Below are 24,750 nucleotides of genomic sequence, written 5' to 3'. Positions count from 1 at the left end.
TCATGCCTCTGTCGTTGAGAGCCAGGGTCGGCCTGTTTGCCGTTGCGATTCCCTTATTCATGGTGGCCGCGGGGCTGGTGCTATATCTGGCCTATCAACAGAGTCTGGACCGCGCCAACATCGAACGCCTCACCGCTCAACTCTATAGCCTTCTTGCGGTGGCTGAACCCTCTGATGGTGCCGTCTGGCTGCCTGAATCCCTTCAGGATGAACGGTTTAATCAGGTTCAGTCCGGTCTGTTTGGTCAAGTGCGTTCCACCCAGGGCGATCTGCTTTGGCAGTCCCACTCGGCGCTAGGCATCACAGTTGAACAGCCTGGATATCCCTCCGATATCGCGCCTGGAAAAATCCGGGTTCAGGAACGGTCTGGAGTTGATGATTATCTCGTACTCTCGTTGCCCGTGAGATTTGGCGAATCCGCCAATAATCCTCTTATGGTTTTTGAAGTATGGCAGGACCAGCGCCTGGTGCGTCAGGAATCCAGAACCTTTACCACCACGCTCGCTATTGGACTTGGAGGATTGTCTCTTCTATTAATGCTGCTGATTGGTGTTCTGATCGGCTGGGTGCAAAAGCCCTTGAATCAGGTTGTGAGAGAGCTCGGAGCTGTCGAAAAAGCTGAGAGGGAGACCATTGATGAAAACTATCCCAGAGAGATTGCTGCGCTGACCAAGGCCTTGAATACTGTCCTTCATGTAGAGCGTAAGCAGCGTGAAAGATACCGCAACAGCCTTGGAGATTTGGCTCATAGTCTGAAAACACCTCTTGCAGTGATTCGGGGTGAGCTGAATAAGGGAGGCAGGCTTGAAGCAGGCTCAGTTCAACTGCTCCAAGAGCAGGTTGGGCGCATGGATGATGTCATCACATATCAACTGAAAAGGGCGAGTAGCGGCAGTACCGGCGTCTGGGCCAAGCCGGTGAAAGTGCAGCCTGTCGTAGAAAGAATTACCAGTGTTCTCGGAAAAGTCTATCAAGACCGTGGGATGTCATTGAGTCTTGATGTTGATCCACTGGCAGGCTTCCTGGGCGACGAATCTGATTTAATGGAGATTATCGGTAATCTGACAGAGAACGCCTTCAAATACGGTGACCACAGAGTATCCGTCACAGTATTTTTGAACCAGGAAGATCCTCGTCTTACATTGATTGTCAGTGACGATGGCGTCGGTATTCCCGAGCAGCGTTGGGAAGCTGTGTTGCAAAGGGGAGTGCGGCTGGACAGCCGCCCCATAGGTCAGGGGATAGGACTCTCTGTTGTGGCAGACCTTGTTGCCGGATATGACGGAAAAATCCAGCTATTGCGGGGAGAAAAGGAGTATTCCGGTGCTCGGATATGTATCCGGTTGCCTGGAGCGGCTCTGTCATCCTGACTCTCGGCCATCATGATGACTCTTCTATAGTTATTGACTATCAAAACATTTGAATTAATAAAATTCATTTTTACCTCCTGCTTTCCTACACTGGAATCAATTCAGAAGGGTGCCTTAGAAATCTAGCCAGGTACCTCATAATTCACACTCATAAGGGGAACTGGGAGGTTCATATGACTACTTCAATTAATATTGGTATCGATGAAAGCTCAAGACAGAGAATTGTTGAAGACCTGTCCGCGTTATTGGCCGATACCTACACGCTTTACCTGAAAACTCAGAACTTCCATTGGAACGTGACCGGTCCCAGGTTTCAGGAAGTACATGCTCTGACAGAGCTGCAATACACTGATTTGGCGGCCGCTATTGACCTGATTGCTGAACGAATTCGTGCTCTTGGGGAATATGCACCGGCAAGCTACTCGAAATACCGGGAATTAACTTCCATTCAGGAAGAAGAGAGCGTTCCAGCGGCAAACGAAATGCTGGCGATTCTGGCTAAGGACCAGGAAACCGTTGTCAGAACAATCCGGAAAGCATTACCCCATGCCCAGGAAGTTGCTGACGAAAGCACCGCATCGTTGCTGTCTGATCGTTTGAGTATTCATGAAAAAGCAGCCTGGATGCTGCGGAGCATGATATAGAACCTTCCTAGATGCTCTGTAAACAATATGCTGTGAGCAACTGTTTGTGAAATAGCATGCTCTCAATTATAAGTAGATGGATATCCAGCCAGTCTCATCGGGGTGAGGACTTCTCCCTCCCCCGCCTCATCCCCTGATTTTCGCTGCCCGGCCGTTGCGCTCATTTATATGTCTCCTTGATGATGGGAGCCTGAAGTACTACAAAAAATAAATTACAGAGGTTGTGATGAGGTATTTAGGTGCACTGGGTACCGCCATGGTTTGTTCTGTGTTGACGGCTTGTGGTGGAGGTGGTTCTTCCGGGAGTGGTGTTTCTGGTCAGGGTTATAGCCCCTATGCATGCAACTCTGCGTTATATGAAAAGGCTAAAGAACTTAGAATCTATCAGGTAATGACAGAAGCCTACATTGATACCGATGGCGCTGGATATGGAGTGGGATACGGAACAAGCCACCACCGGGGAGATATTCAGGGAGTAATCAATTCACTTGAGTATATTCAGAGCCTGGGGATGAATGCGATTTGGCTGACACCCGTATTCGAATCAGTTTCTTTGAGTGGCCAGGATCTGGCCGCTGACCGTCTTGATGCTACCGGTTACTTTGCAACGAATTATTTCAGTATCGATCCAAACTTCGGTTCCCTGGATGATGCCAGGGAGTTGGTAAACAAAGCCCATGACTTGGGAATGTATGTGTTCTTCGATGGCGTTTTCGGCCATTTCAAGGAAAACGCCCACAATTATGTTTCACCCAAAGGGATAAGCGTTTCCCGTAGCGGAAAGGGGCAGGCATCTACTGGGCGGGAAGCTGTCTATCCAGATGATTTGGACTTCTTTAAGGAAGTCGCTACATACTGGGTTAGCGAATTAAAGATTGATGGCTGGCGCCTGGATCAGGCCTATCAGGTTCCAACCGGGGCTTGGGGGGAGATTCGTCAGGCTGTTGAAAATACATCTGCGTCGGTGTCATATCAATTGGCCGGTGAGACGGTCAATCCTCTTGGCTACATGGTGGCGGAAATATGGGACGGCGAGTCTGGAATTGCCTCTAATGGATATGGTGAAACCTCAGCTCCCGGACTTTGTAGCGCCTTTGACTTCCCCATGCGTTACCGGATAGTCCAGGCCTTTGCCGGGGAAGAAGGTGGCTATGATATTCGCAATGCTTCAACGCTGAATGATGGATTCGCTACGCACAACGTTTATCCATCTCATGCGGTGCCCAACGGCTTTATCACTAACCATGACCTGGTAAGGTTTGGTGATCTGCTGCAAAGAGAGGGTCTGGCCGATCCGTCAGATTCCACATATTGGTCCCGGTACCAGGCAGTCTATGCATTTCTCTCGGCTTACACTGGTCCAATTACCCTTTACTATGGCGAGGAAATTGGAGACCAGGTGGACGGTTTTGACGACAAAGTGACCGGGGATTGTGTCAGTAGCGGCCTATGTGATGATCATGTTGCCAGGAGCACGGCAAAAATAGAAAGCCTTGCCAGTGAACCGGGGGCCTCTGTGTTTTCAGCCAATGCCAACCAGAAGGCATTACGGGACAGAATTTCAGGCCTGATGGCTATCCGTAAAGATCATCCAGCTCTATATCTTGGCAGTCGCAAGCACATTGTTTCCAATGAAGGGGAAGCGTTATACGTTGATTACAAAGTGGCCGGGGCAGATAAAGTACTATTTGTTGTGAATGTCACTGAAAGTAGCCGCACTCTTCTGCTTAATGTTAATAACATTGATGGAAATACATCTTTGACGGATCTGGAATCAGCAGAAGAACTCAACGCAGTAGGCAATACTCTGACCGTAGAGCTGCTGCCTCTTCAGGCGAGATTTTTGGAGGTCTCACCCTAACCGATACGGTGCAGGGTGGTTATACCACCCTGACAATGTCGGCTTTGGTCACTCTTCCAGATAAGTGTAGCCGTCCAGTCCTGCCTGGTATTCGGCGAGATAGCGGGCCTTGTTATCATCATCCAGTCCCGTTGCATTGATTTTGGCTTCAAAAGCGGTGACCAACTGCTCTGGTACAAAGTTTACGTAGCGCAGAACCTTTTCCACCGTATCACCGCTTATCTTATGTTTCAGTTCCACGTCTCCCTGTCCGTCGAAGTAGGCATCAATGGAATCCGTATCACCAAACAGGTTGTGCAGGTCTCCCAGAATTTCCTGGTATGCGCCGGTTAGGAAAAAACCTATCAGGTTGCTTTCACCGGCGCGATATTCTGGTAAGGGGAGTGTGGTTTCCACACCATAACTGTCCACGTATTGATCAATTCGGCCGTCTGAATCGCACGTGATGTCCTGAATAACGCCTCGACGACTAGGGGATTTATCCAGACCGGACAGAGGTAGAATAGGGAAGATTTGATCAATTCCCCAGATGTCAGGCAGCGACTGGAACAGTGAGAAGTTGACGAAAACCTTGTCGGCAAGCTTCTCGTTCAACTCGTCCAGAATTTCGCGATGTGCTCGGCTATCCGGTGTCAGAAGCGTTCTCAAATGCAGGCAGAGAGCTTGATACAGCTTCTCAGCCAAAGACCTTTGCTCCAGTGTCAGCACACCATGAATGAACATACCCTGAGCTTCGTGCAGGGCATGGACGCCATCATGATAAATCTCCACCAGGGAACGCTGGTTATTGCGATCCTGCACAGCCTGTAGATCTTCCAGCAGATCACGGAGCACGGCCGGTGAGTGCTCGTCCAGATCCTTGAAGTCTTCCATCGGGCTGGTGGTGATGCGTTCCTGATCAATGATATCGGTAATGAGCACAGCATGATGCGCCGTCAGCGCACGGCCGGATTCGGTAATGACATTTGGATGGGGAATGCCGGTACGATCACATTCCTCTTTCAGGGTTCTGAGAACGTTATAGGCGTATTCATTGAGGCTGTAATTCATCGAACAGGCGCCGCGTGAGCGTGTTCCGTCATAGTCGATTCCCAAGCCTCCGCCGACATCAACGATTTGAATGTCAGCACCCATGCGGCGCAATTCACCATAGAATCGGGCACACTCACGTAGGCCGGTCTGGATATCACGAATATTGGCGATTTGAGAACCGAGGTGGAAATGGAGTAGTTGCAGGCAGTCCTGCATCTTCCTGGCCTCCAGTACCTGCATGACTTCAATCACCTGGGAGGATGACAGGCCGAATTTGGATTTCTCACCCCCGGTATTTTGCCAGTTACCTTTTCCTATCGACGAAAGACGTGCTCTTATCCCAATTGTCGGTGTAATTCCTAAAGCCTTGCTTTCCTCCAGTATCAGATGCAGTTCATTGAGTTTCTCCACCACAATGAATACCCGATGCCCCATCATTTGCCCGAGTAAGGCCAAGCGAATGAACTCCCTGTCTTTGTAGCCATTGCAAACGATAGTGCCGTTTTTGGGGCTCAGTGCCAGCACTGCAATCAGTTCGGGTTTACTACCGGCTTCCAGGCCGATCTGCTGTTCGCTGCGTGCCGGTTCAGCCGCAACGATTTCTTCGACCACGCGACGTTGCTGATTGACTTTGATTGGGTAAACCGCAGTATAACGTCCGCCGTATTGCAATTGATCAGCGGCATTGTTAAATGCCTGACACAAACGGTTGACGCGGTGATGAAGAATATCCGGAAAACGGACCAACACCGGAAGGCTCAATCCACTGGCGCGAATATTGTCAGCCAGTTTTACCAGACTGACCTGAAGAGGGGAGTCGTTCCCTCTGGGCTGAATGGCGACCTCTCCTGCATCATTGACAGTAATGTAATTGTCACCCCAATGCTTGATATTGTAGGTCTTCAGTGCGTCTTTGGCATTCCATTCAGTCATTGGCAAATACCCTCTAGGGTCAGGATGTCAGATTTGCGCGTATTCTATGCGCCTATGTCTGAATTTTCTAACATTTCATGTGGCGTCAGATGCTTTTAAGTATCGGCCTAATAGTGAAATAAAAGCGTGGGGAATTCATCCGGGCCACAGATTAATTTTAGTGGACTGCAACGTGTTCAAATCAGAAAAATCAGCAATTTTTCCTAATCTGTTTAAAAACTACTTTGATCCTGTACACGTACGCTTACAATAGGCCTCCATTATCGAGAGTTGGAAAATATAGCCGCAGGCGATGACTGGGCATAATTTCGCCCAACTGTTCACCCTATTGTCCACGGAGAATACCATGAGCGAGCAGATTCCAGGTTGGTTTACCGAGATCTTTCAGGATCAGGGAACCGGGTTTTCTTTGCAGGTGAAATCCAAACTGCATGAAGAGCAGAGTGAATTTCAGAAGATTGAGATATTCGAGACGGCCACTTTCGGGCGTCTGATGGTGTTGGATGGCTGCGTTATGCTCACCGACAGAGACAATTTTCTGTACCACGAAATGATGATTCACCCTGCGCTGTTCACCCATGCCGATCCCAAGAAGGTGGTCATCGTAGGTGGGGGCGACTGCGGTGCATTGAAAGAAGTTTTGAAACATCCTGGAGTGGAAGAAGCCTGGCAGGTGGAAATCGATGAGCGTGTAACGCGGGTGTCTGAGGAATATTTCCCCAACTTGTGCACTGCCAATAATGATCCGCGGGCGAACTTTTTCTTTGGTGACGGGATTAAGTGGATTGCCGATGCTGAGCCGGAGTCCATTGATGTGATTATTGTGGACTCAACGGATCCGGTAGGACCTGCGGAAGGTCTGTTCGCCGTCGATTTCTACCGTAACTGCTTTATTGCCCTGAGAGAAGGCGGAGTGCTGGTGCAGCAAACCGAGTCTCCTTTGCTGCATACCTCCACCATTATTAAAAATGTGCATAAGGATATGCGGGAAGCTGGGTTTAACGATACTCATACTCTCCCGTTTCCTCAACCGGTATATCCAACGGGCTGGTGGAGCTGCACAATGGCCGGTAAGGGTAAGAAGCTGGATTACTTCCGTGAAGAGGATGTCAATGACAAACCTTTCGTGACTGAATATTACAACAGCGCGATTCATCATGGAGCGTTGGCTCAACCTGAATTCATGAAAAGAGAGCTTGGGCTGGACTGAAAGAGTTCTGAAGCGGGGCTGTAATGCCCCGTTTTGCTATGGAAAAGTGGCTCCTGACATAGAATAATTCTGAGTCTGTGATTTGAACCTACCTTTGTCCAATAGACCTTAAGCCTTGAATTCAATAGGATGGCAGGTAAGGTCTTTGTAAAAAAACTGTCATTAATCGCCACTAAAGTGGCGCCAGAATAATATGGAGTCAATGCCACTCCAATTGAGGTGAAACTAGTGAACACGGCCCCTGGATCTTCCGGCCCTAACATTGTGAAAAGTTCGTACACCGAGGACGAACTTAAACGTTGCGGATATGGTGAATTGTTTGGTCTCGATACGGCCAAGCTCCCCATTGATCAAATGCTGATGGTCGATCGTATCCAGCATATAGTCAGTGATGGAGGTGCTTACAACCATGGCATCATCCGGGCAGAGCTGGATATCAATCCCGACCTGTGGTTCTTCAAATGTCACTTTGTTGGTGATCCCGTAATGCCAGGATGCCTGGGATTGGATGCCATGTGGCAGTTGGTTGGTTTCTACCTGGCATGGTCCGGTCATCGTGGACTGGGGCGTGCTCTTGGTGTAGGCGAAGTGAAGTTCACCGGTCAGGTACTGCCTGAAGCGAAGCTGGTGGAATATGTTCTGGATATTAAACGTGTTATCGCCCGCAGATTGATCATGGGGATTGCTGATGCAACCATGCTGGTTGACGGCAATCCGATATACAGTGCTAAAGATTTACGAGTTGGTTTGTTTGATCCTGCCTCGATGAAAGGCGCAGAGATCAAATAAGACAGGATGGAAAACGAAAGAGGTTTCTAAATGAAACGTGCAGTGATCACCGGAATGGGCATTATCTCTTGCCTCGGTAACTCCAAAGAAGAGGTTGCGGCAGCCCTTAAGGCGGGGCGGTCCGGTATTCGTTATAACGAAAGCTATAAGGAAGCGGGTCTGCGCAGCCACGTCAGTGGTACTCCGGACATCAACCTGGAAGAAGAAATTGATCGGAAACTCCTGCGTTTCATGGGTGATGCAGCGGGTTATGCCTATTTATCCATGAAGCAGGCGATTGAAGATGCCAAGATTGACGAAGAGCTTTTAACCAGTTCCCGTACAGGAATTGTCATGGGATCTGGTGGTGCTTCCACCAGCAACGTCGTTGAGTCTGTAGACATCCTCCGTGAAAAAGGCGTCAAGCGTGTAGGGCCTTACCGAGTTACCCGCACCATGAACAGCTCTGTCAATGCCTGTCTGGCGACTTCCTTTAAAATCCGTGGTGTGAATTACTCCATTACTTCCGCCTGTGCGACTGCCGCACACTGTATTGGTCATGCCTGGGAACAAATCCAGCTTGGCAAGCAGGATGTTGTGTTTGCCGGCGGGGGCGAAGAGGAACACTGGAGTTTGGCTGTTCTGTTTGACGCCATGGGGGCGCTGTCCACCAAATATAACGACGACGCAGCTCATGCATCACGTCCATACTGCAGCACTCGCGATGGCTTTGTTATCGCCGGTGGCGGCGGTGTTGTGGTCGTCGAAGAACTTGAGCACGCTCTCAAGCGTGGCGCTCCGATTTATGCTGAGCTGGTTGGTTATGGTGCCACTTCAGACGGTGCTGACATGGTGGCTCCATCAGGTGAAGGTGCTGTGCGCTGCATGCAACAGGCATTGGCGACAGTCGATACACCGATTGATTACCTCAATACTCATGGCACAAGTACCCCTGCTGGAGACATTGTTGAGCTGAAGGCTGTGAAATCCGCATTTGGCGATAGCATCCCCAGAATCAGTTCTACCAAGGCTCTGACCGGCCACTCGCTGGGTGCTGCAGGCGTGCAGGAGGCAATCTACTGTCTGCTGATGCAACAGGGTAATTTCATTACTCCTTCCATGCATATTGAGTCTATGGACGAGGGCGCTGCTGATGCTCCTATCGTCACTGAAGCCATTACTGATGTTGATCTTAACACCGTTATGAGTAACAGCTTCGGTTTTGGTGGAACCAACGCAACCTTAGTCTTCCGTAAGTATAAAGACTAGCATCCATAGCCTCCCTGGCGCCGTATCACCAGGGAGGCTTTTCGTCTTTATTGGCGGGTCAAATAGGCCCGAATCTTGTTTCCCTTCATGTCTGTCCTGTACGCTCACAGCCTCTCGCGTGGCTACTCATCTATTGTTACTAGGTCACATTTGATAATACTTGCAATGGATAGGTCCCTCTTCGGTTGTCTATACTTAAAAAACGAGTGGCGCCAGGGAGGTTTTCGGGGCTCGAAGCCATGTTGATGATTGATATGTAGAGCGATCCTGTCTATGGCATTTGTCCTGCGTATTATTTTAGTCATGTTGGCGCTGATGCTGACCGGCGAAGCGATTGCCGGAAGAGTGATCATAAACCGGCCGTTGTCTGATAACGATGTTCGCTACCAGTATCCTGAGTTGCTGCTGCAGATGGTTCTGGATGCGACTGAATCAGAATACGGTGCCGACAGGGTGGTGCAGGCTGATCAAGTCATGCCCCGGGACACTGCATTCCTGGAGTTGGTCAAAGGTGAAGTCATTCAGGTAATGGCTGAAGCACCAAAGCCAGATTGGGAAGAGCACTTGATCCCTATTCGTATCCCCATACGTAAGGGCGTACAGGGATTTAGGGTGTTCCTTATAATGAAGGAGAATCAACACCTTCTGCGCCAGATCGGGACACTTCAGGAGTTCATTCAGCTTCCAACCGGTTCCGGGGCGCAATGGTCTACTGCCCGGGTTATGCGTGATGCCGGATTCGATGTGATTTCCAGCGACAACTACGAAGAACTCTTCGAGATGCTTGCAAATGGTCGATTCCATACATTTGGCAGGGGGGTAAACGAAGTCTATAGTGAGTTCTATCGCAATGTAACGAAGTTTCCTGAATTGAGGGTAGATGATGCTCTCATGTTATATATACCATTGCCGACATACTTTTTTGTCACGCCTAAGCGGCCGGATTTGGCGAAACGAATAGAAGCAGGGCTTATGGCCATGATAGCGGACGGTCGGTTCGATGATTTTTTCTGCCGCTATCACAGTCAGGACATAGAGGCAGCAAATATCGGGAAAAGAAAAGTTTTCTGTATCCCGAATGCTAATTTGTCTTCACAAACTCCTTTTGAGAGAAGGGAGTTCTGGACCAGTGAACGCTGTGGTCTGAATATTTCACCCATTGATTACTCCAGGGCTGGAGCTCCGAAAATCGGACAATGCACTTTTCAATAAAGAGAAAATGACGCGGTAAGTTGTAATGATAAGGATGACAAAAAGACTGACGTTGGCAACAGGGTTTTCATTAATTTTCTCAACCTTCCTTCATGCTGATTCCGGCGTAGGAGCTGATCCACAGGAATTTAGGTTGGCGTTAAATCAATCGTTCTCTGTTCCGGTTACCAAACCACTTCCGGTGAGTGAGATTCCTGTGGTGGATATGGTTTTGGTAAAGAAAAGGGATCGAACGCTTAGTCTGATCAGCAACGGAGTGCCTTTCAGAGTCTACAATATTGCTCTGGGAGATGACCCGATTGGCCACAAGCAGTTTGAAGGGGATGAGAGAACCCCGGAAGGGGCATACACTCTGGACTGGCGTAATCCTAACAGCCATTACTACAAATCGATCCATGTTTCATATCCGAACCCTGATGATATTGCTTATGCGGAATCCAGAGGGAAGGATCCTGGCGGGATGATTATGATTCATGGTTGGCCGAATGCCATGAAGGCCGGGATGTCTAAGAAACTTCTGAATGAAGACTGGACGGACGGGTGTATCGCGTTAACCAATACCGCTATGGATGAAGTGTGGCGTCTAGTGAGTGACGGGACGCCCATTGTCATAAAGCCATGACCAAGGCGTCATTCGCATCCTGAAATCGTCAGTCTCAGCCGTACCTGATTTTTAAGGTAAGTACCGTCATTGCTAACGCCAGAGTGATTACGTTGGCAATAATGATTGGCCACTCCACCAATATGACGCCATAGACCAGCCACATAGATACACCGAAGCTGAACACACTGTACATCACCAGGGATACACCCGTTGTGTCCCGGGTTTTCAGTGTCAGCAACACCTGCGGCAAAAAGGCCAGAGTGGTGCATATCGCGGCGATAGAACCTATCAACGTCGACAACATAGTCATCCTGTAAATCAAAAAGAGAAATAAATAGTCAGGGGGAGTGGTGCTAGAGGAATTCTAGTACCGGCCTATTTTAATCTAAATGCGAATGAATACTATAAGGATTTGTTGCTACTTTAAGTAACAGATTATGACATCTTTAAGTAAAAGAGTATGACACCCTGCGAATGCCGAGAGTGTGCTTTTTGGACATAAAAAAACCGCCCCGAAGGGCGGTTTTTCAAGGTATCAGGCGAAGTGATTATTCGCGAGTGAATTCTGGATAAGCTTCCATACCACACTCTGCCAGATCCACGCCTTCGTACTCTTCTTCTTCGCTGACACGGATTCCCATGACTGCTTTCAGAATGCTCCAGACGATAAGGCTGGCTACGAATACCCAGATGAAGATGGTTAATGCGCCAACCAACTGGCCAACAAAGGTGGCATCTGCGTCAGTCACAGGCACTACCATTACGCCGTAGAATCCGACTACACCGTGAACTGAAATCGCACCGACAGGATCGTCGATTTTCAGTTTATCCAGGGCAACGATAGCGAATACAACAATCACACCACCTACCAGACCGATCAGAGTGGCTGCCAGTGGTGTAGGATCTGCCGGCTCAGCCGTGATCGCTACCAGGCCAGCCAGGGCGCCGTTCAGAGCCATTGTCAGGTCTGCTTTACCAAACATGATGCGAGCAACAATTAATGCGCCGATCAGGCCACCGGCTGCAGCGGCGTTAGTGTTAACGAAAACACTGGCTACTTCGTTGGCTACGCCAATGCCAGACAGCTGCAGAGTAGAGCCACCATTGAAACCGAACCAGCCCAGCCACAGAATGAAGGTACCCAGAGTTGCCAGAGGCAGGTTCGCACCAGGGATAGCGTTTACTTGGCCGTTAGCACCGTATTTGCCTTTACGGGCACCCAGCAGGAGAACGCCTGCAAGGGCTGCAGCGGCACCGGCCATGTGTACGATACCGGAGCCGGCATAGTCGCTATAGTTCAGGGAGAACATACCGAATACTTTGTTGCCGCCCCAAGTCCAGCTACCTTCCATTGGGTAGATGAAACCGGTCATGACCACAGCGAAAGCCAGAAATGCCCAAAGCTTCATACGCTCTGCCACGGCACCGGAAACAATCGACATGGCGGTTGCTACGAATACAACCTGGAAGAAGAAGTCTGATGCACCAGAGTATTGCAGACCGGAATCTTCAGCTCCTGCGTTAAAGGCTTTGGATCCTTCAATCACACCAGCAATAGCGTCTTCAGTCATGCTTCCTACATTATCAGTGGAAGATAGGAAGTAGCCGCCGCCGTACATCAGTTCATAACCGCATACCAGGTACATGGTACAGGCAACGGCGTACAGGGCGATGTTTTTGGTCAGGATCTCTGTCGTGTTCTTGGCACGTACGAGACCTGCTTCAAGCATGGCGAAACCGGCGGCCATCCACATGACCAGGGCACCCATGACAAGGAAATAGAATGTGTCGATTGCATATTGCAATTCGAAAATAAGATTTGGATTAGTGTCCATGAAAAGCCCTCCGCACTAGGCTTAACTGTTACCCGTTGATGAAAAGTTTTTTTAGATGGCGTCGGTGCCAGTTTCGCCGGTCCGGATACGGATGGCTTGCTGAAGATCCACGACGAAAATTTTGCCGTCACCGATCTTGCCTGTGTTGGCCGCTTTAGTAATGGCTTCAACCACTTGGTCGAGCATGTCATCACCGATGGCGACTTCGATTTTTACTTTAGGAAGAAAGTCCACAACATACTCTGCACCGCGGTACAGTTCAGTGTGGCCTTTCTGGCGACCGAAACCTTTGACTTCGGTTACGGTGACGCCTTGTACGCCAATCTCGGAAAGTGCTTCACGCACGTCATCCAGCTTGAATGGCTTGATTACGGCAGTTACCAGTTTCATTTTTTTCTCCTTATACCCGCCTATTTAAATAAGACAGTTAGACGCTCAATCACGCACAGGGAAATGTGCGGAATTTGTGCATGATTAAGCATCTGTTATGCCAAAGATAAAAATTATATATAAAACAGTCTGTTATATCCTATAAATTGTACAGACATGAAGCTGAGGGCACAATTATAGCGCATGGGGGTTATTATTGATCGATTATTGTGCTTCATTGTGGAGCAAAAAAAATCACCTGCACATTTGTGGTGCATGCGAGGTCCGAGCTCACAGTTTTCCTGTTATTGAAACCATATTTTTCCCCTCTCGTTCACGCCGTGATAGACTAGCCAGCCAATACTATTTCTGTGTGGATGAGGACAGCCATGGCGGTTTCGCCCTTCGATATTCTTAATACGATTAACCAACAGGTTGGACAGTTTATTCCTGACGTAGCTAAGTCAGCCCAGGAAGATATTCATCAGCAGGCGAAAGCTGCATTAGCCAGTGTTATCAGTAAACTGGATCTGGTGACCCGGGAGGAATTTGACGTTCAGACGGAAGTGCTTCGCAGAACCCGGGAAAAACTGGAAGCTCTCGAAAAGCGCGTGACTGAATTGGAACAGAAGCTGGCGTCTGACGTATCTACGTCTGAATAACTCGGCGTCCAAGCCGGGTTATTGATTTATACCTGTAATGGAGGCGGGATGCCTCACTCTGATATCAAGGAAGATATATGTCTCTTGCAATTGTGGCCACTCGTGCCAAAGCGGGTGTGACTGCACCCACTGTCAAAGTTGAAACTCATTTATCCAATGGCCTACCGGGGCTATCCATCGTCGGGCTACCTGAAGCGGCGGTCAAGGAAAGCAAAGATCGTGTGCGCAGCGCCTTGCTCAACAGTGGGTTTGAGTTTCCGGCGCGTAGAATAACGATCAACCTGGCTCCTGCAGACCTGCCCAAAGAGGGTGGCCGTTATGATTTGGCTATTGCCGTGGGGATTCTGGCTGCTTCCGGACAAATACCGGACTCCATTCTTTCCAAATGTGAGTTTTATGGCGAACTGGCATTGTCCGGTGAAATCAGGTCGGTTTCGGGGATTTTACCTGCCGCTTTACAGTGTTTCAGGGCGGATCAGGAGGCTTTTGTTCCTGCCGGTAATGCTCGGGAAGCTGCCTTGGTGAGTGGATTAAAGGTTTATCCGGTAACCTCCCTGACGTCTCTTGTCGCTCATCTATGTGGGCAGGAAGCTCTTTCAACGTACAAATCGAAGGATAATGGGGCAGACGATCATGCTGCCGAAAATTCAGAAATTGATATGTGCGACATAAAAGGCCAGTTCCAAGCGAAGAGGGCTTTAGAAATTGCTGCCGCCGGAGGGCACAATCTGCTGATGTTCGGCCCGCCGGGGACAGGTAAAACAATGTTGGCTTCCAGACTGCCTGGGATTCTTCCCGAGTTGTCTGAAGATGAGGCGTTGGATGCGGCGGCGGTCGCATCGGTTGCCGGGCAGGATATCGATCCGTCTACATGGCGTAAGCGGCGATTCCGATCGCCTCATCACACGGCTTCAGGCGTCGCCTTGGTGGGCGGGGGATCGAATCCACGGCCGGGGGAAATATCGCTGGCCCATCATGGCGTCCTGTTCCTGGATGAGCTGCCGGAGTTTGATAGAAAGGTTCTGGAGGTTTTAAGAGAGCCAATGGAATCTGGGGAAATCGTGATCTCCCGAGCAGCCCAACAGACGACTTTCCCTGCCAGATTTCAGTTGATTGCAGCGATGAATCCATGCCCTTGTGGTTATGCGGGGCACCCTCAAATTGCCTGTCAATGTTCGGAGCAGCAGGTGCAGCGGTATCGGCAGAAAATCTCGGGCCCCCTATTGGACCGGTTTGATCTGCATATCGAGGTTCCTGCCGTTGGATTACGGGAGCTGCAGTTGCAGGGAGCGGTTGATTCGACTGTAGAAATCCGGCATCGGGTTAAAAAGGCTCGCGAAGTTGCGATCGGACGAAATGGCGGCGCAAATCAACACTTATCCGGTGCTGCTTTGGAGCGGGCCTGCTGTCTGAGTGAAGCCGATAGAATGATGCTAGAGCAGGCATTGCAAAAGCTGGGGATGTCGGCAAGGGCATACCATCGTGTGCTGCGGGTGGCGCGAACTATTGCGGACCTGGCTGGAGCCGATAACATCACGTCAGCACATTTGCTTGAATCCCTCAGTTTTAGGGCGCTGGATCGCCGACGAATGGTGGAAATGCCTGTTGCTGGACGATCAAATAATTGAAAAACATAAAAAAAGGAGTCCGAAATCGGACTCCTAAATGGGGTTTAGGAAGACAACTTCGATCGCTTCAGATCGAATTTGACGTGCCGACTTCTGTTTATTGCCCGAAAGCGAAATAAACATCTGCCGACACTTGTATTGTATAAAAAATAGTCAATTCGATCTAGGAATCCATTCCCTTGTAAGTGTGTTTTCTGTAAAACTTTGTTGAATCCCATGAACTCGGTTTACTCGATTCCATTCACCATCAGGTTCCGGTATTGATGGAGCTATTGTTGATCCAGCTCTCTAATTCAGTATCAGTGGCGCTTTTCAGGCGTTTAAATCCACTTTTAATATATTGCTTTGTCTGAAATACCAGTTGGCTGTTGTTATTAAAAAAAGTGTCAGCGGCCAAACTGCTTCCAGGAGTTTTCTGCAGCATACTCTCCTCGATGCTTTGTTCAATCATTCCCCAGGTTTCCATCATGTCGTACCAGGAATGAGTTGTAGGCAGCAGATCATCCAGATGATGCATGGCGCTTAGATGCTGGGTTGATCGGGTAAAGTAGCGACATAGAAATCCCAGCCTGTCTGCAAATGCTTTTTCCTGCAGACTTGAAGCAAGGCAGTGAGTCCCAATACCACGAATCTGGGCGGCGGTTTCCATCAGTTCCGGAAGCTCGTTAAGTGTAAGCTTGGCAATTGGCTGGTGCATCTCATCCAGATGTGAGAAAAGCGGGCTGTGAAGAAAATCCTTAAAGATTTTCAATAGTTGCTGTATCAGGTGTGTATGCAGTTCAAAGTTATGAAATGCGCTGTCCTGACGCCAATGATAATTGACGGTGAACCACTCTGCGCAAAGGCTTTCCCAAACCTCATCCGTGATCAAGTTATTACGAAGCTGTTGAACTTCCTGTAAGTCTTCGAGCACATAAGGCTTGATGGCCGCCAGACGCATTTCAAAAAAGTCGTCTCCCGCCAAAATGGCCAGGGTTGCCCCCCGATGCTGCTGCACATGGGTAATTAATTCCAGTAACTGCAGGGACAGGTCGAGGCAACGCTGACGCTCTTGGTGGCGTTCATAAGCTTGTCGAATTTTTGATAGTGCCATAATTGATATTCTTTTTTATCGAAAAGTAATCAAACCCTAAGCAGGCACAGCAAATTAAAGGCCAGAAAAGCGGCTTTGGGAGTAACATGCCATATATGGAAAGGTATGCACCAAAAAACGCTCTGGTATTGGGCAATCGCTATTGGTCGACCCTAAAAATATTAGACGACAAGGTCGCTTGTTGTGCGTTTTTTATGCTGTGAGGAAGTGCGTTTCCATAAATATGCACCAAGACGGTGCTGTAAGCGGTATGGATAGAGTAATGAGTTGTCGTACTTGTGTGCCAGAAAAGGGCAAAACTGGATAAACTGACAGCTTAAATCCCGGAAGCCTGAGCTTGAGGGGAAAAACTGCTTGTTTTTTGTTCTGGGCTTCCTATTATAGGCCCCCCTGAAAATTGTCCCGAAAACCTCTGGTAATCAGTTGAAGAGCTATGGAAGAGAATAAGGCGTTACGCAGCATCCGCAGTTTTGTCATTCGGGGAGGTCGCATGACGGCCTCCCAGCAAAAAGCTTTTGATAACCTGTGGCCCACTCAGGGTTTGACTGTCGATAACGGACTGATCAATCCTGACAACCTTTTTGGCCGTTCGGCCCCCCTGGTGCTGGAAATTGGCTTTGGTATGGGGCTGTCGCTGGCTGAAATGGCGGAGCAGGCACCGGAAATGAACTTTATTGGTGTTGAAGTTCATAAGCCTGGTATTGGCGCTCTTATGAGGGAAATCGAACTTCGTTCTTTGCAGAATCTAAGGGTCTATTGGGAAGATGCCAACCGAGTGATAGACGACTGTCTTCCTGATGGCTGTCTGGATCGGGTGCAATTATATTTCCCTGACCCTTGGCATAAAAAACGCCACAACAAACGACGCATTGTGCAGCCGGAATTTGTTCAGAGAATTCGCCGGAAATTGAAGTTGGGTGGGATATTTCATATGGCGACGGATTGGGAACCATATGCCGAGCATATGATGGAAATCATGGAAGTGGCTGATGGGTATTCCAATGATGCTGGTCCGAATCAGTATTCTCCCCGGCCGGATTACCGTCCTGTGACCAAATTTGAGAAGCGTGGTGAGCGCCTGGGTCATGGTGTATGGGATCTTCTGTACCGCAGAGTCTCCTAGATCTTGCCCGATTTGTACTCATATATCTGAAATAGTTGAAAATTATACTCTTTATGCTGTCAGTACTCGCATCTTCTGTGCGAGTATTTGTTTTTTAGCCATAGGGAGAAGACCATGAAAGGTAGGCAGAGCAGAATTGGGACTGTTGCCAGGTTGGCAACTCTTGCCGTCGCAGCATTAACATCGGCGTGCACAGGGATGATGAATACTAAAGAAGATGCCATCAAACTTTATGTATTCGACTGCGGGAATATTCTGTCCCGGGATGTCTCCATGTTTTCCCCGGGGGTTGATGAAGGGCAGTCCAAGCAATTGACTGACAGTTGTTATCTGATCAGGCACCCGAAAGGGGATATGATATGGGATACCGGTCTGAGCGACCAACTGACCCCGGAAGGTGTTGATGCCTGGGACGGTGCATTCCATCTGAGTGTTTCTCATCCTCTGCAGTCGCAGTTGAAGGAGATTGGGGTAGAGCCGGAAGAGATAGAGTATCTTGGTATCTCCCATTTTCACGGTGATCACACCGGCAATGCCAATCTATTCAATAAGGCTACACTTCTGATTCAGCAGCAAGAGTTTGATGCTGCATTCGGCCCGGATGCTAATAAATTTGGGTTCAATCCTGATTCATACAGCAACTTCGGTCAGCCCAACAGTAAAATTCTACAGGGCGACTATGATGTCTTCGGTGACGGCCGTGTCGTGATAAAACAGGCTGTAGGACATACACCGGGACATCAGGTGCTATTCCTGGATATGCCTCAGAGTGGTCCGATCCTGTTATCTGGTGACCTCTATCATTTCACCAAGAACCGGACGTATCGTCGAGTGCCTTCTTTTAACTTCAATCAGGAGCAGTCTTTCCAATCTATTGATAAGATTGAGAAGTTTGTGAAAGAGAAAGGGGCTGAGCTTTGGATACAGCATGATCTGGAACAAAACCAAAAAATAAAACACGCCCCGGAATATTATCTTTAACGCCAGTTGATCAAATCCACGATCAGGCCCCTTCAGCCGGTATATCTGTCTGAGGGGGCGGTTCATTGGTTTCCTCATTCGAAGCTTCGGGCTCGTGATGTGAAACACTCAAAATACTGGCAATGTGGCGGCGGGAAATTTCCCCCTCCAGCTCACCTTTTTCATTGACGACTGGTAGAGGAAACTCTGACTCCAGAGTATCCGGAATCACCTCTTCGATAATGGCATTGGGCGATAGCACCAGACCTGCGTTAATCACGGAAGCGTCGAGGGCGCCGTCTCCCTGCTTCTCAAGCAACTTCTCAAGGCTTTCGCGTGAAATGGAGCCTTGATAGCCCTTTTCATTGACGCAAAACGCATAGTCACTCTTCGATTGCTTCATCTGTCGAATCGCATCAGATATCAAATCCGCGGCAATCCGGCAGGAGGGAGGTTTCATTACCGTGTCCACAGTCAATGCCCGTGCCCGGTTGACGTCCCGCACAAAGGCTTCGACATAGTCGTCAGCAGGTTCCAGGAGGATGTCCTTGGGTTCTCCTACCTGTACCAGTTCACCGTCGCGCAGAATGGCAATTCTGTCTCCCAGACGTAAGGCTTCATCCAGATCGTGGGTGATAAAGATAATGGTTTTATGCAGCTTTTCCTGAAGGGCGATCAACTGGTCCTGCATTTCACTGCGAATCAGCGGATCAAGGGCGGAGAAGGCTTCGTCCATCAGGAGAATATCGGCATCGGTGCAAAGCGCTCTGGCAAGCCCAACTCGCTGTTGCTGTCCTCCTGATAGCTGGCTGGGATACTGATCTCCGTATTCCCCCAGGCCGACAGTTTGCAGCCATTGTCGGGCTTTTTCATTGCGAGACTTTTTATCGACCCCCTGGGTTTTGAGGCCAAAAGCCACGTTGTCCATTACGGTGTAGTGGGGCAGTAGCCCAAAATGCTGGAATACCATGGACATTTTCTTGCGCCTGAACTGGCGTAGATCAGCCAGTCCCAGCTTCATGATGTCCGTATCCTCAACTTTGATCTGACCTTCGGTAGGGTCGATCAGTCGATTGAAGTGGCGGATTAAGGTTGATTTTCCTGAGCCTGACAGGCCCATGATGACGAAAATCTCGCCACGGCAAATCTTGAGGTTGATATCCTTCAACCCCAGCGTGTGTCCGGTACGGTTCAGGATTTCGTCCTTGGGAACACCCTCGCGCACCAATGGCATGACTTTCTGTGGGGACTTACCGAACACCTTGTACAGGCCGGTAATTTCAATGATCGTGTTGTCTGTCATGGTCAGTCTGTTTCCAATCAGCTAATGGTTATTCAATCCGGGTGACTGCCGGATTACTGCCTCGATCCAATATGCTGCTGGGAGCGTCGCGCATAAGCCTGGGATACCCTGTCAAAGACAATGGCGAGGGCCACAATGGCGAGACCATTAAACAGGCCGAGGGTGAAGTATTGGTTGGTGATGGATTTGAGCACTGGTTGTCCAAGACCCTTAACGCCAATCATGGATGCGATAACCACCATGGCCAATGCCATCATAATGGTTTGGTTGACCCCGGCCATGATGTTGGGCATGGCAAGCGGAAGCTGAACATTAAACAGTCTCTGTGTGGGTGTGACCCCGTATGCATCCGCTGCTTCCAGAACTTCTCTGTCCACCAGCCTGATACCCAGATTCGTTAGTCTGATGACGGGAGGAATAGCATAAATGACAACAGCGATGACACCTGGAATCTTGCCGATACCCAACAGCATCACCACGGGAATCAAATATACGAAAGCAGGCATGGTTTGCATGATGTCGAGAATGGGGGTGAAGATCATTTGTACTCTGTCAGACCGGGCCATGGCAATGCCGATGGGGATACCAAGCGAGATTGCGAGGAGTGTGCAGACAGTAATGATGCTTAGTGTCCGCATTGTGTCTTCCCACATGCCGAAATAACCGATCAAGAGAAAGGATATAACCACACTGATGGTCAGTTTCCAGGAGCGGGCGGCAAAATGGGAAATGCCGGCAAGAATGAGGATGATGAGCCACCATGGGGTAGCCAGTAGTAGCTTTTCGAACCAGACAAGAAAGCTCAGAAGAGGATCAAACCAGGATTCGATGGTGTCTCCGTAAGCGCGGGAGAAGCCGCGGTATGCTTCATCGAGGGTTTGGCGAATGCTTAGTAGGGTTTCCCGGTCCAGATGGGGGACGTCGGTCAGCCAGGATTTTTCAGCCATGTTGTACTCCGGGGAAATAGGGCTGACCGGCAGTCAGCCCCTTACAATGAACAACTTACGGGTTGGCTATGGCCGTCTTGATCTTACTGGCGGCATCCGCACTTACCCATTGGCTCCATTTATCTTCATTATTTTTAATAAAATACTCTGCTGCATAGGATCCATCTGCTTGATTTTCCTCCATCCAGGCCAGAAATCCATTCATTTCTTCATTGGTGAAAGAGCGCTTGGTGAGATATTCATACGCCTGAGGGGCCTTGGAAGCAAAACTCTCGGTCGTGACGGTATGTACTGGGCTGGGTGGATACATTGTCACTTTGGGATCAATACAGCCTTCTTTTGAGGTGCAGGAAATATATTCGTCCGGATCAACCCCTGAGCCAAAATCCACTTTCACCATTTTATATTTGCCCAGAACTGCTGTCGGTGCCCAGTAGTATCCGAACCAGGGTTCCTTGCTTTCATAAGCCTTGGCAATTGAACCTGCCAGAGCGGCACCTGAACCAGGGTCTACCAGGTCAAACCCGGCATCAGTCAGATGTAGTGCTCTAAACAGATTGCTGGACGTGATCTGGCAGTTCCAACCGGCAGGGCAGCCCATAAACATGGACTTGTCTGGATCTTCCGGGTGTTTGAACATTTTGGCTTTGGCTATTACGCCCTGGATTGTGGCCAGGCTGGGGTCTTCCTCCACCAGGTAAGATGGCACCCAGAAGCCTTCTTCTCCGCCATCGGACAATGATTTACCCGCATAGCGCAGGCGTTTTTCTTCCACGCCGCGATCGATGGCTTCTTTCAGTGAGTTGCTCCACATTTCCGGGGCAATATCGGGTTCGCCTTTTTCAATCATTGAGGTGCCGGTAGGCATTGTGTCGCCTGGGACTAACTCGGCATCACATCCATAGCCCTGCTTCAGAATGAATTGGTCAATATGGGCGATTAAGGTGGCGCTGTTCCAGTTCATGTCAGCAATGGTGACACGGCCACAAGATGAAGAGTCGGAAACCTGCTCCTTGGCGGTGGAAGTTGTGTCGCTGGCGGATTGCGCAGGTTGTTCATTGTCCTGTCCACAGGCCGTCAACATGATAATACTGGCAGTGAGGCAAAGGTGTTGTACTTTCACAGAGCGGTATCCTTAGTTATTTACAAAAAGCTATTTATAAAAGTTATTTACAAATATGAAGGTGTTATTTTGTTAGAACTATAAATAATCCGCAGGCAGTCTGCAAAAATAGGCAGGGTAAAACAATGGGAGCTTTTAAAAAGATACAAAGTAAACGAGGGTTTTGAGTAGAGGTGTCTGCCAGGCAGACAATTAGAATTGGAAGGTTTCGATAGGGAAAAGCGGTGGCTGGTATGATACCTGCCACCGGTCCGTTGTCACTCTTGAACGAAAGGATGTTCAGTTGAGCGAAAGAAGGTTCAGTTGAGCGAAAGAAGGTTCAGGACTTTCCTTGAGAGGCCGCCGGAACAGTCTGGACACGCTCCCAAAGCCATACCAGCACTTGAGACCCCAGGAAGGCCCAGCCAGTGAACAGAAGCAGGAACTTGAGGCTGGCGAAGTAGTAGGCCGCAGCGGTGAGCTGGGGGTAAACATATCCGGCCAGGATGCCTGTCAGTGCCAGGTTTTCGACCACATCACAGAACCCGGCAATAACAAAGCCGACAGTGAAGAGTTGCCTGAGATCACTTCTGGATTTAAGGGTTAAAAGCGTAAACAACGCGGAGTAGGCCAAGAGGAAAGGGAAATCCAGTACCAGGCTCCATGCAGCCCAGTGACGACCTTCGGAGCCCCAGGACTCAAGGATATTTTGGGTCTGAGGAATGTGTTTGGCCAGTTCAAAACTGACAATTCCAACCGGTGCGTCCGGTGTAATAAGGAATTGATCTATCCAGAAGAGAGTCATGCCAAGCATGACGGTTGCAAATGCGGCTATCCAAAGATATCGCGAGGATGTCGTCGGGTCGGGGTCGTCCATAGTCTCACTGTCTATTTTTAAACAAGTGGATATTTAATACTCAGTCCGGGGGCTTTGGCAAGCATTGAATTCAGTTGAGATTAAGTGGAGGTCCATTAAGCGAGGTATGTGGCCATACATTGGCATATGGCTGCATTCATTGGCTACATAAAATGCTGCAGTACTTCGTTCAGATACAGATATCCCTGCTCTGTGCACTGTAGTCGGCTTTGGTGGATTAACCCTCTTTCTCGCAGCTCACTCAATGAAGAAGAAATGCATTCAAGTGGCAGGCCGGTGCGTTGCTCGAAGAGGGCCGGATCAACACCCTGTTTCAAGCGCAGCGCATTCATCAGGAATTCAAAGGGCAGATCTTCCTCCGCGATAAATTCCTCTCCCGCCCGGTAATGGTCAAGGCGGGCCAGATAGTGCTGTGGCAGGCGGGTTTTCCAGTAACGTCGAATGCTGCGCTCTTCCAGATGTGTAGACTTGCCATGAGCGCCGGCTCCTACGGCAATGTAGTCACCGAATTGCCAGTAGTTGAGGTTGTGGCGGGCTTGCCTGTCTGGGCGGGCATATGCCGATACTTCATATTGTTCGTAACCGGCACTCATCAGCGTTTCTATTCCGCGCTGGTGCATGCTCCATAGAGCGTCATCCTCCGGCAATTTTGGCGGATGACGGTAAAACTCTGTATTGGGCTCAATGGTCAGTTGATACCAGGATATGTGTTCCGGGTTGAGGTTAATGGCTGTATGTATGTCTTCCAGGGCCTGCTCTGTAGTCTGATTGGGAAGCCCAAACATGAGGTCGAGATTCAGATTGTCGAATCCGGCCTGACGAGCTTTGTGAATCGCTTCGCTGGCCTCGGTACTGCTATGGATGCGACCCAGCGTGTGCAAGTGCTGTGGCTGAAAGCTCTGTATGCCAATGGACAGCCTGTTGACGCCAGCTTCGCGGAGTCCTGTGAATTTCCCGGAATCGACAGTTCCCGGATTGGCTTCAAGCGTGATTTCAATATCGTCAGAGAATCCGATGTGTTGTCGCGCGTGATCAATAACCCCGGCAATGGCTTTCGGGTCCATCAGACTGGGAGTGCCCCCTCCAAAGAAAATTGAGGTCAATGGACGTAGGGTGTGGCTTTGAATCAGGCGGTCGATCTCCTGATCCATGTCCCGCAGCAAGGCCTCAAGATAAGCTTGTTCCGGTACTCCCTCGCGAGCCTGGTGGGAATTGAAATCGCAATAGGGGCATTTGCGAACGCACCAGGGGATATGGACGTAAAGAGAAAGCGATGGCAACTGAATCATAAGAGGGGGGAGTTACTTTTGTCTCTCCTGCAAAATCTGCAGAAGTTTGGTGACGGCCCGGCCGCGGTGGCTAAGTTGGTTCTTTCGTTCCGGACCAAGCTCTGCTGAAGCACATTGCTCTTCAGCGACCCAGAATAAGGGGTCGTAGCCGAATCCACCTTCGCCCGCCGGTTGAGTCAGTATATGTCCGTGCCAGTGGCCCTGGCAGATAATCGGGTCCGGGTCTTCGGCATGCTGCATCCATACCAGTGTACAGTGAAAATGAGCGGTACGTTGCTCGTGTGGTATACCGTCCAGGGCTTGAAGCAACTTGAGGTTGTTGTTCTGATCCGAGGCATCTTCTCCTGCATAGCGCGCAGAATAGATGCCGGGAGCTCCTTTCAGGGCGTCTACAACCAGACCTGAATCGTCAGCCAGCGCGGGGAGTCCTGTAACATTGCAGGCATGGCGCGCTTTGATCAGGGCGTTCTCTACAAAGGTGAGCCCGGTTTCGGGTACGGCTTCCACGTTGAGAGAGCCTTGTGAAACCACCTGCCATTGGAAAGGCTCAAGCAGGCGATTGAATTCCTTGATTTTGCCCGCGTTGTTGCTGGCCAGAACTATTTTTTCCATAGCGATTTTCGTTTGGATCAGTATGTTATTCGTTAAGTTAAAGTGGG

The 24,750-nt window shown here is 49.5% G+C and carries 23 protein-coding genes; 12 read left to right on the top strand and 11 right to left on the bottom strand.

The genetic code is table 11. The features are described 5' to 3' along the window. The first annotated feature begins 2 nt into the window (after positions 1–2). From BTA51_RS04515 to BTA51_RS04505, 3 genes are all read left to right on the top strand, one after another. Positions 3–1,370, top strand: coding sequence for an ATP-binding protein (locus BTA51_RS04515; protein ID WP_094706230.1), 1,368 nt, complete (start codon positions 3–5; stop codon positions 1,368–1,370). A 173-nt stretch (positions 1,371–1,543) separates the two neighbouring features. Continuing rightward, complete coding sequence (locus BTA51_RS04510; protein WP_094706229.1) at positions 1,544–2,014, top strand: Dps family protein; 471 nt, start codon at positions 1,544–1,546, stop codon at positions 2,012–2,014. A gap of 226 nt (positions 2,015–2,240) precedes the next feature. Next, positions 2,241–3,875 (top strand): alpha-amylase family protein, encoded by a 1,635-nt coding sequence (locus tag BTA51_RS04505; protein ID WP_094706228.1) that lies wholly within the window; start codon positions 2,241–2,243, stop codon positions 3,873–3,875. 48 nt (positions 3,876–3,923) lie between these two features. Here the strand turns inward: BTA51_RS04505 and speA are convergent, their stop codons facing one another. After that, positions 3,924–5,840 (bottom strand): biosynthetic arginine decarboxylase, encoded by a 1,917-nt coding sequence (speA, locus tag BTA51_RS04500; RefSeq protein ID WP_094706227.1) that lies wholly within the window; start codon positions 5,838–5,840, stop codon positions 3,924–3,926. 346 nt (positions 5,841–6,186) lie between these two features. On the opposite strand from speA, the gene speE reads away from it, so the two are divergent. From speE to BTA51_RS04475, 5 genes are all read left to right on the top strand, one after another. Then, positions 6,187–7,050 (top strand): polyamine aminopropyltransferase, encoded by an 864-nt coding sequence (gene speE / locus BTA51_RS04495; protein ID WP_094706226.1) that lies wholly within the window; start codon positions 6,187–6,189, stop codon positions 7,048–7,050. 228 nt (positions 7,051–7,278) lie between these two features. Continuing rightward, a complete protein-coding gene (gene fabA, locus BTA51_RS04490) occupies positions 7,279–7,839 on the top strand; it encodes a 3-hydroxyacyl-[acyl-carrier-protein] dehydratase FabA (protein ID WP_210404768.1) in 561 nt (186 codons plus the stop codon). Positions 7,840–7,869: 30 nt separating this feature from the next. Next, positions 7,870–9,087: a beta-ketoacyl-ACP synthase I gene (gene fabB / locus BTA51_RS04485; RefSeq protein WP_094706225.1), complete on the top strand. Its 1,218-nt coding sequence runs from the start codon at positions 7,870–7,872 to the stop codon at positions 9,085–9,087. A 273-nt stretch (positions 9,088–9,360) separates the two neighbouring features. Further along, positions 9,361–10,299, top strand: a complete 939-nt coding sequence (locus BTA51_RS04480; RefSeq protein WP_094706224.1) for a hypothetical protein — start codon at positions 9,361–9,363, stop codon at positions 10,297–10,299. Between the two features lie 25 nt (positions 10,300–10,324). Further along, positions 10,325–10,921, top strand: coding sequence for a murein L,D-transpeptidase family protein (locus BTA51_RS04475; RefSeq protein WP_246840920.1), 597 nt, complete (start codon positions 10,325–10,327; stop codon positions 10,919–10,921). Between the two features lie 34 nt (positions 10,922–10,955). Here the strand turns inward: BTA51_RS04475 and BTA51_RS04470 are convergent, their stop codons facing one another. The 3 genes from BTA51_RS04470 to glnK all read right to left on the bottom strand — a co-directional run bounded on the left by BTA51_RS04470 (position 10,956) and on the right by glnK (position 13,128). Next, positions 10,956–11,207, bottom strand: a complete 252-nt coding sequence (locus BTA51_RS04470; protein WP_210404767.1) for a SemiSWEET transporter — start codon at positions 11,205–11,207, stop codon at positions 10,956–10,958. A 244-nt stretch (positions 11,208–11,451) separates the two neighbouring features. Further along, on the bottom strand, positions 11,452–12,738 hold the full coding sequence (locus tag BTA51_RS04465) for an ammonium transporter (RefSeq protein ID WP_094706221.1): 1,287 nt from the start codon (positions 12,736–12,738) through the stop codon (positions 11,452–11,454). A gap of 51 nt (positions 12,739–12,789) precedes the next feature. Then, entirely contained in the window at positions 12,790–13,128 is a 339-nt protein-coding gene (glnK, locus tag BTA51_RS04460) for a P-II family nitrogen regulator (protein WP_020405902.1), read from the bottom strand. A gap of 368 nt (positions 13,129–13,496) precedes the next feature. Between glnK and BTA51_RS04455 the strand changes: the two genes are divergently transcribed. After that, the gene (locus tag BTA51_RS04455) at positions 13,497–13,769 is read left to right on the top strand and encodes an accessory factor UbiK family protein (protein WP_094706220.1); all 273 of its coding nucleotides are present in this window, start codon (positions 13,497–13,499) and stop codon (positions 13,767–13,769) included. A gap of 77 nt (positions 13,770–13,846) precedes the next feature. Then, positions 13,847–15,397, top strand: coding sequence for a YifB family Mg chelatase-like AAA ATPase (locus BTA51_RS04450; protein WP_094706219.1), 1,551 nt, complete (start codon positions 13,847–13,849; stop codon positions 15,395–15,397). 247 nt (positions 15,398–15,644) lie between these two features. Here BTA51_RS04450 and BTA51_RS04445 read toward each other — a convergent pair whose 3' ends face one another. Further along, positions 15,645–16,490, bottom strand: coding sequence for a hypothetical protein (locus tag BTA51_RS04445; RefSeq protein WP_094706218.1), 846 nt, complete (start codon positions 16,488–16,490; stop codon positions 15,645–15,647). A gap of 433 nt (positions 16,491–16,923) precedes the next feature. On the opposite strand from BTA51_RS04445, the gene trmB reads away from it, so the two are divergent. Beyond that, positions 16,924–17,613 (top strand): tRNA (guanosine(46)-N7)-methyltransferase TrmB, encoded by a 690-nt coding sequence (gene trmB, locus BTA51_RS04440; protein ID WP_094706217.1) that lies wholly within the window; start codon positions 16,924–16,926, stop codon positions 17,611–17,613. 114 nt (positions 17,614–17,727) lie between these two features. Continuing rightward, a complete protein-coding gene (locus BTA51_RS04435; RefSeq protein ID WP_094706216.1) occupies positions 17,728–18,594 on the top strand; it encodes an N-acyl homoserine lactonase family protein in 867 nt (288 codons plus the stop codon). A 22-nt stretch (positions 18,595–18,616) separates the two neighbouring features. Here the strand turns inward: BTA51_RS04435 and BTA51_RS04430 are convergent, their stop codons facing one another. The 6 genes from BTA51_RS04430 to BTA51_RS04405 form a co-directional block, all read right to left on the bottom strand. Further along, the gene (locus BTA51_RS04430) at positions 18,617–19,876 is read right to left on the bottom strand and encodes a glycine betaine/L-proline ABC transporter ATP-binding protein (RefSeq protein WP_210404766.1); all 1,260 of its coding nucleotides are present in this window, start codon (positions 19,874–19,876) and stop codon (positions 18,617–18,619) included. Positions 19,877–19,929: 53 nt separating this feature from the next. After that, the gene (locus BTA51_RS04425) at positions 19,930–20,823 is read right to left on the bottom strand and encodes a proline/glycine betaine ABC transporter permease (protein ID WP_094706214.1); all 894 of its coding nucleotides are present in this window, start codon (positions 20,821–20,823) and stop codon (positions 19,930–19,932) included. 55 nt (positions 20,824–20,878) lie between these two features. Next, positions 20,879–21,946 carry an ABC transporter substrate-binding protein gene (locus tag BTA51_RS04420; RefSeq protein ID WP_246840919.1) on the bottom strand — a complete coding sequence of 356 codons (1,068 nt, stop codon included), beginning with the start codon at positions 21,944–21,946 and terminating at the stop codon, positions 20,879–20,881. A gap of 319 nt (positions 21,947–22,265) precedes the next feature. Further along, positions 22,266–22,802, bottom strand: a complete 537-nt coding sequence (locus tag BTA51_RS04415) for a hypothetical protein (RefSeq protein WP_094706213.1) — start codon at positions 22,800–22,802, stop codon at positions 22,266–22,268. 143 nt (positions 22,803–22,945) lie between these two features. Then, on the bottom strand, positions 22,946–24,091 hold the full coding sequence (hemW, locus tag BTA51_RS04410) for a radical SAM family heme chaperone HemW (RefSeq protein WP_094706212.1): 1,146 nt from the start codon (positions 24,089–24,091) through the stop codon (positions 22,946–22,948). Between the two features lie 12 nt (positions 24,092–24,103). Beyond that, positions 24,104–24,703 (bottom strand): XTP/dITP diphosphatase, encoded by a 600-nt coding sequence (locus BTA51_RS04405; protein ID WP_094706211.1) that lies wholly within the window; start codon positions 24,701–24,703, stop codon positions 24,104–24,106. Between the last annotated feature and the right edge of the window lie 47 nt (positions 24,704–24,750).

Source organism: Hahella sp. CCB-MM4, from assembly GCF_002260525.1.
GTDB lineage: Bacteria > Pseudomonadota > Gammaproteobacteria > Pseudomonadales > Oleiphilaceae > Hahella.
Note: the sequence above shows the minus strand (reverse complement) of the source record. Positions and strands in the feature narration are given on the sequence as shown.

What these genes read in the sequence shown, in the direction of transcription:
- BTA51_RS04480 (WP_094706224.1), top strand. Translation starts at nt 9,361, where the DNA reads ATGGCATTTGTCCTGCGTATTATTTTAGTCATGTTGGCGCTGATGCTG.
- BTA51_RS04425 (WP_094706214.1), bottom strand. Translation starts at nt 20,823, where the DNA reads ATGGCTGAAAAATCCTGGCTGACCGACGTCCCCCATCTGGACCGGGAA.
- BTA51_RS04415 (WP_094706213.1), bottom strand. Translation starts at nt 22,802, where the DNA reads ATGGACGACCCCGACCCGACGACATCCTCGCGATATCTTTGGATAGCC.
- glnK (WP_020405902.1), bottom strand. Translation starts at nt 13,128, where the DNA reads ATGAAACTGGTAACTGCCGTAATCAAGCCATTCAAGCTGGATGACGTG.
- BTA51_RS04450 (WP_094706219.1), top strand. Translation starts at nt 13,847, where the DNA reads ATGTCTCTTGCAATTGTGGCCACTCGTGCCAAAGCGGGTGTGACTGCA.
- BTA51_RS04455 (WP_094706220.1), top strand. Translation starts at nt 13,497, where the DNA reads ATGGCGGTTTCGCCCTTCGATATTCTTAATACGATTAACCAACAGGTT.
- BTA51_RS04475 (WP_246840920.1), top strand. Translation starts at nt 10,325, where the DNA reads ATGATAAGGATGACAAAAAGACTGACGTTGGCAACAGGGTTTTCATTA.
- fabB (WP_094706225.1), top strand. Translation starts at nt 7,870, where the DNA reads ATGAAACGTGCAGTGATCACCGGAATGGGCATTATCTCTTGCCTCGGT.
- BTA51_RS04470 (WP_210404767.1), bottom strand. Translation starts at nt 11,207, where the DNA reads ATGTTGTCGACGTTGATAGGTTCTATCGCCGCGATATGCACCACTCTG.
- BTA51_RS04515 (WP_094706230.1), top strand. Translation starts at nt 3, where the DNA reads ATGCCTCTGTCGTTGAGAGCCAGGGTCGGCCTGTTTGCCGTTGCGATT.
- hemW (WP_094706212.1), bottom strand. Translation starts at nt 24,091, where the DNA reads ATGATTCAGTTGCCATCGCTTTCTCTTTACGTCCATATCCCCTGGTGC.
- BTA51_RS04510 (WP_094706229.1), top strand. Translation starts at nt 1,544, where the DNA reads ATGACTACTTCAATTAATATTGGTATCGATGAAAGCTCAAGACAGAGA.
- BTA51_RS04465 (WP_094706221.1), bottom strand. Translation starts at nt 12,738, where the DNA reads ATGGACACTAATCCAAATCTTATTTTCGAATTGCAATATGCAATCGAC.
- BTA51_RS04405 (WP_094706211.1), bottom strand. Translation starts at nt 24,703, where the DNA reads ATGGAAAAAATAGTTCTGGCCAGCAACAACGCGGGCAAAATCAAGGAA.
- speE (WP_094706226.1), top strand. Translation starts at nt 6,187, where the DNA reads ATGAGCGAGCAGATTCCAGGTTGGTTTACCGAGATCTTTCAGGATCAG.
- BTA51_RS04435 (WP_094706216.1), top strand. Translation starts at nt 17,728, where the DNA reads ATGAAAGGTAGGCAGAGCAGAATTGGGACTGTTGCCAGGTTGGCAACT.
- BTA51_RS04445 (WP_094706218.1), bottom strand. Translation starts at nt 16,490, where the DNA reads ATGGCACTATCAAAAATTCGACAAGCTTATGAACGCCACCAAGAGCGT.
- trmB (WP_094706217.1), top strand. Translation starts at nt 16,924, where the DNA reads ATGGAAGAGAATAAGGCGTTACGCAGCATCCGCAGTTTTGTCATTCGG.
- BTA51_RS04430 (WP_210404766.1), bottom strand. Translation starts at nt 19,876, where the DNA reads ATGACAGACAACACGATCATTGAAATTACCGGCCTGTACAAGGTGTTC.
- speA (WP_094706227.1), bottom strand. Translation starts at nt 5,840, where the DNA reads ATGACTGAATGGAATGCCAAAGACGCACTGAAGACCTACAATATCAAG.
- BTA51_RS04505 (WP_094706228.1), top strand. Translation starts at nt 2,241, where the DNA reads ATGAGGTATTTAGGTGCACTGGGTACCGCCATGGTTTGTTCTGTGTTG.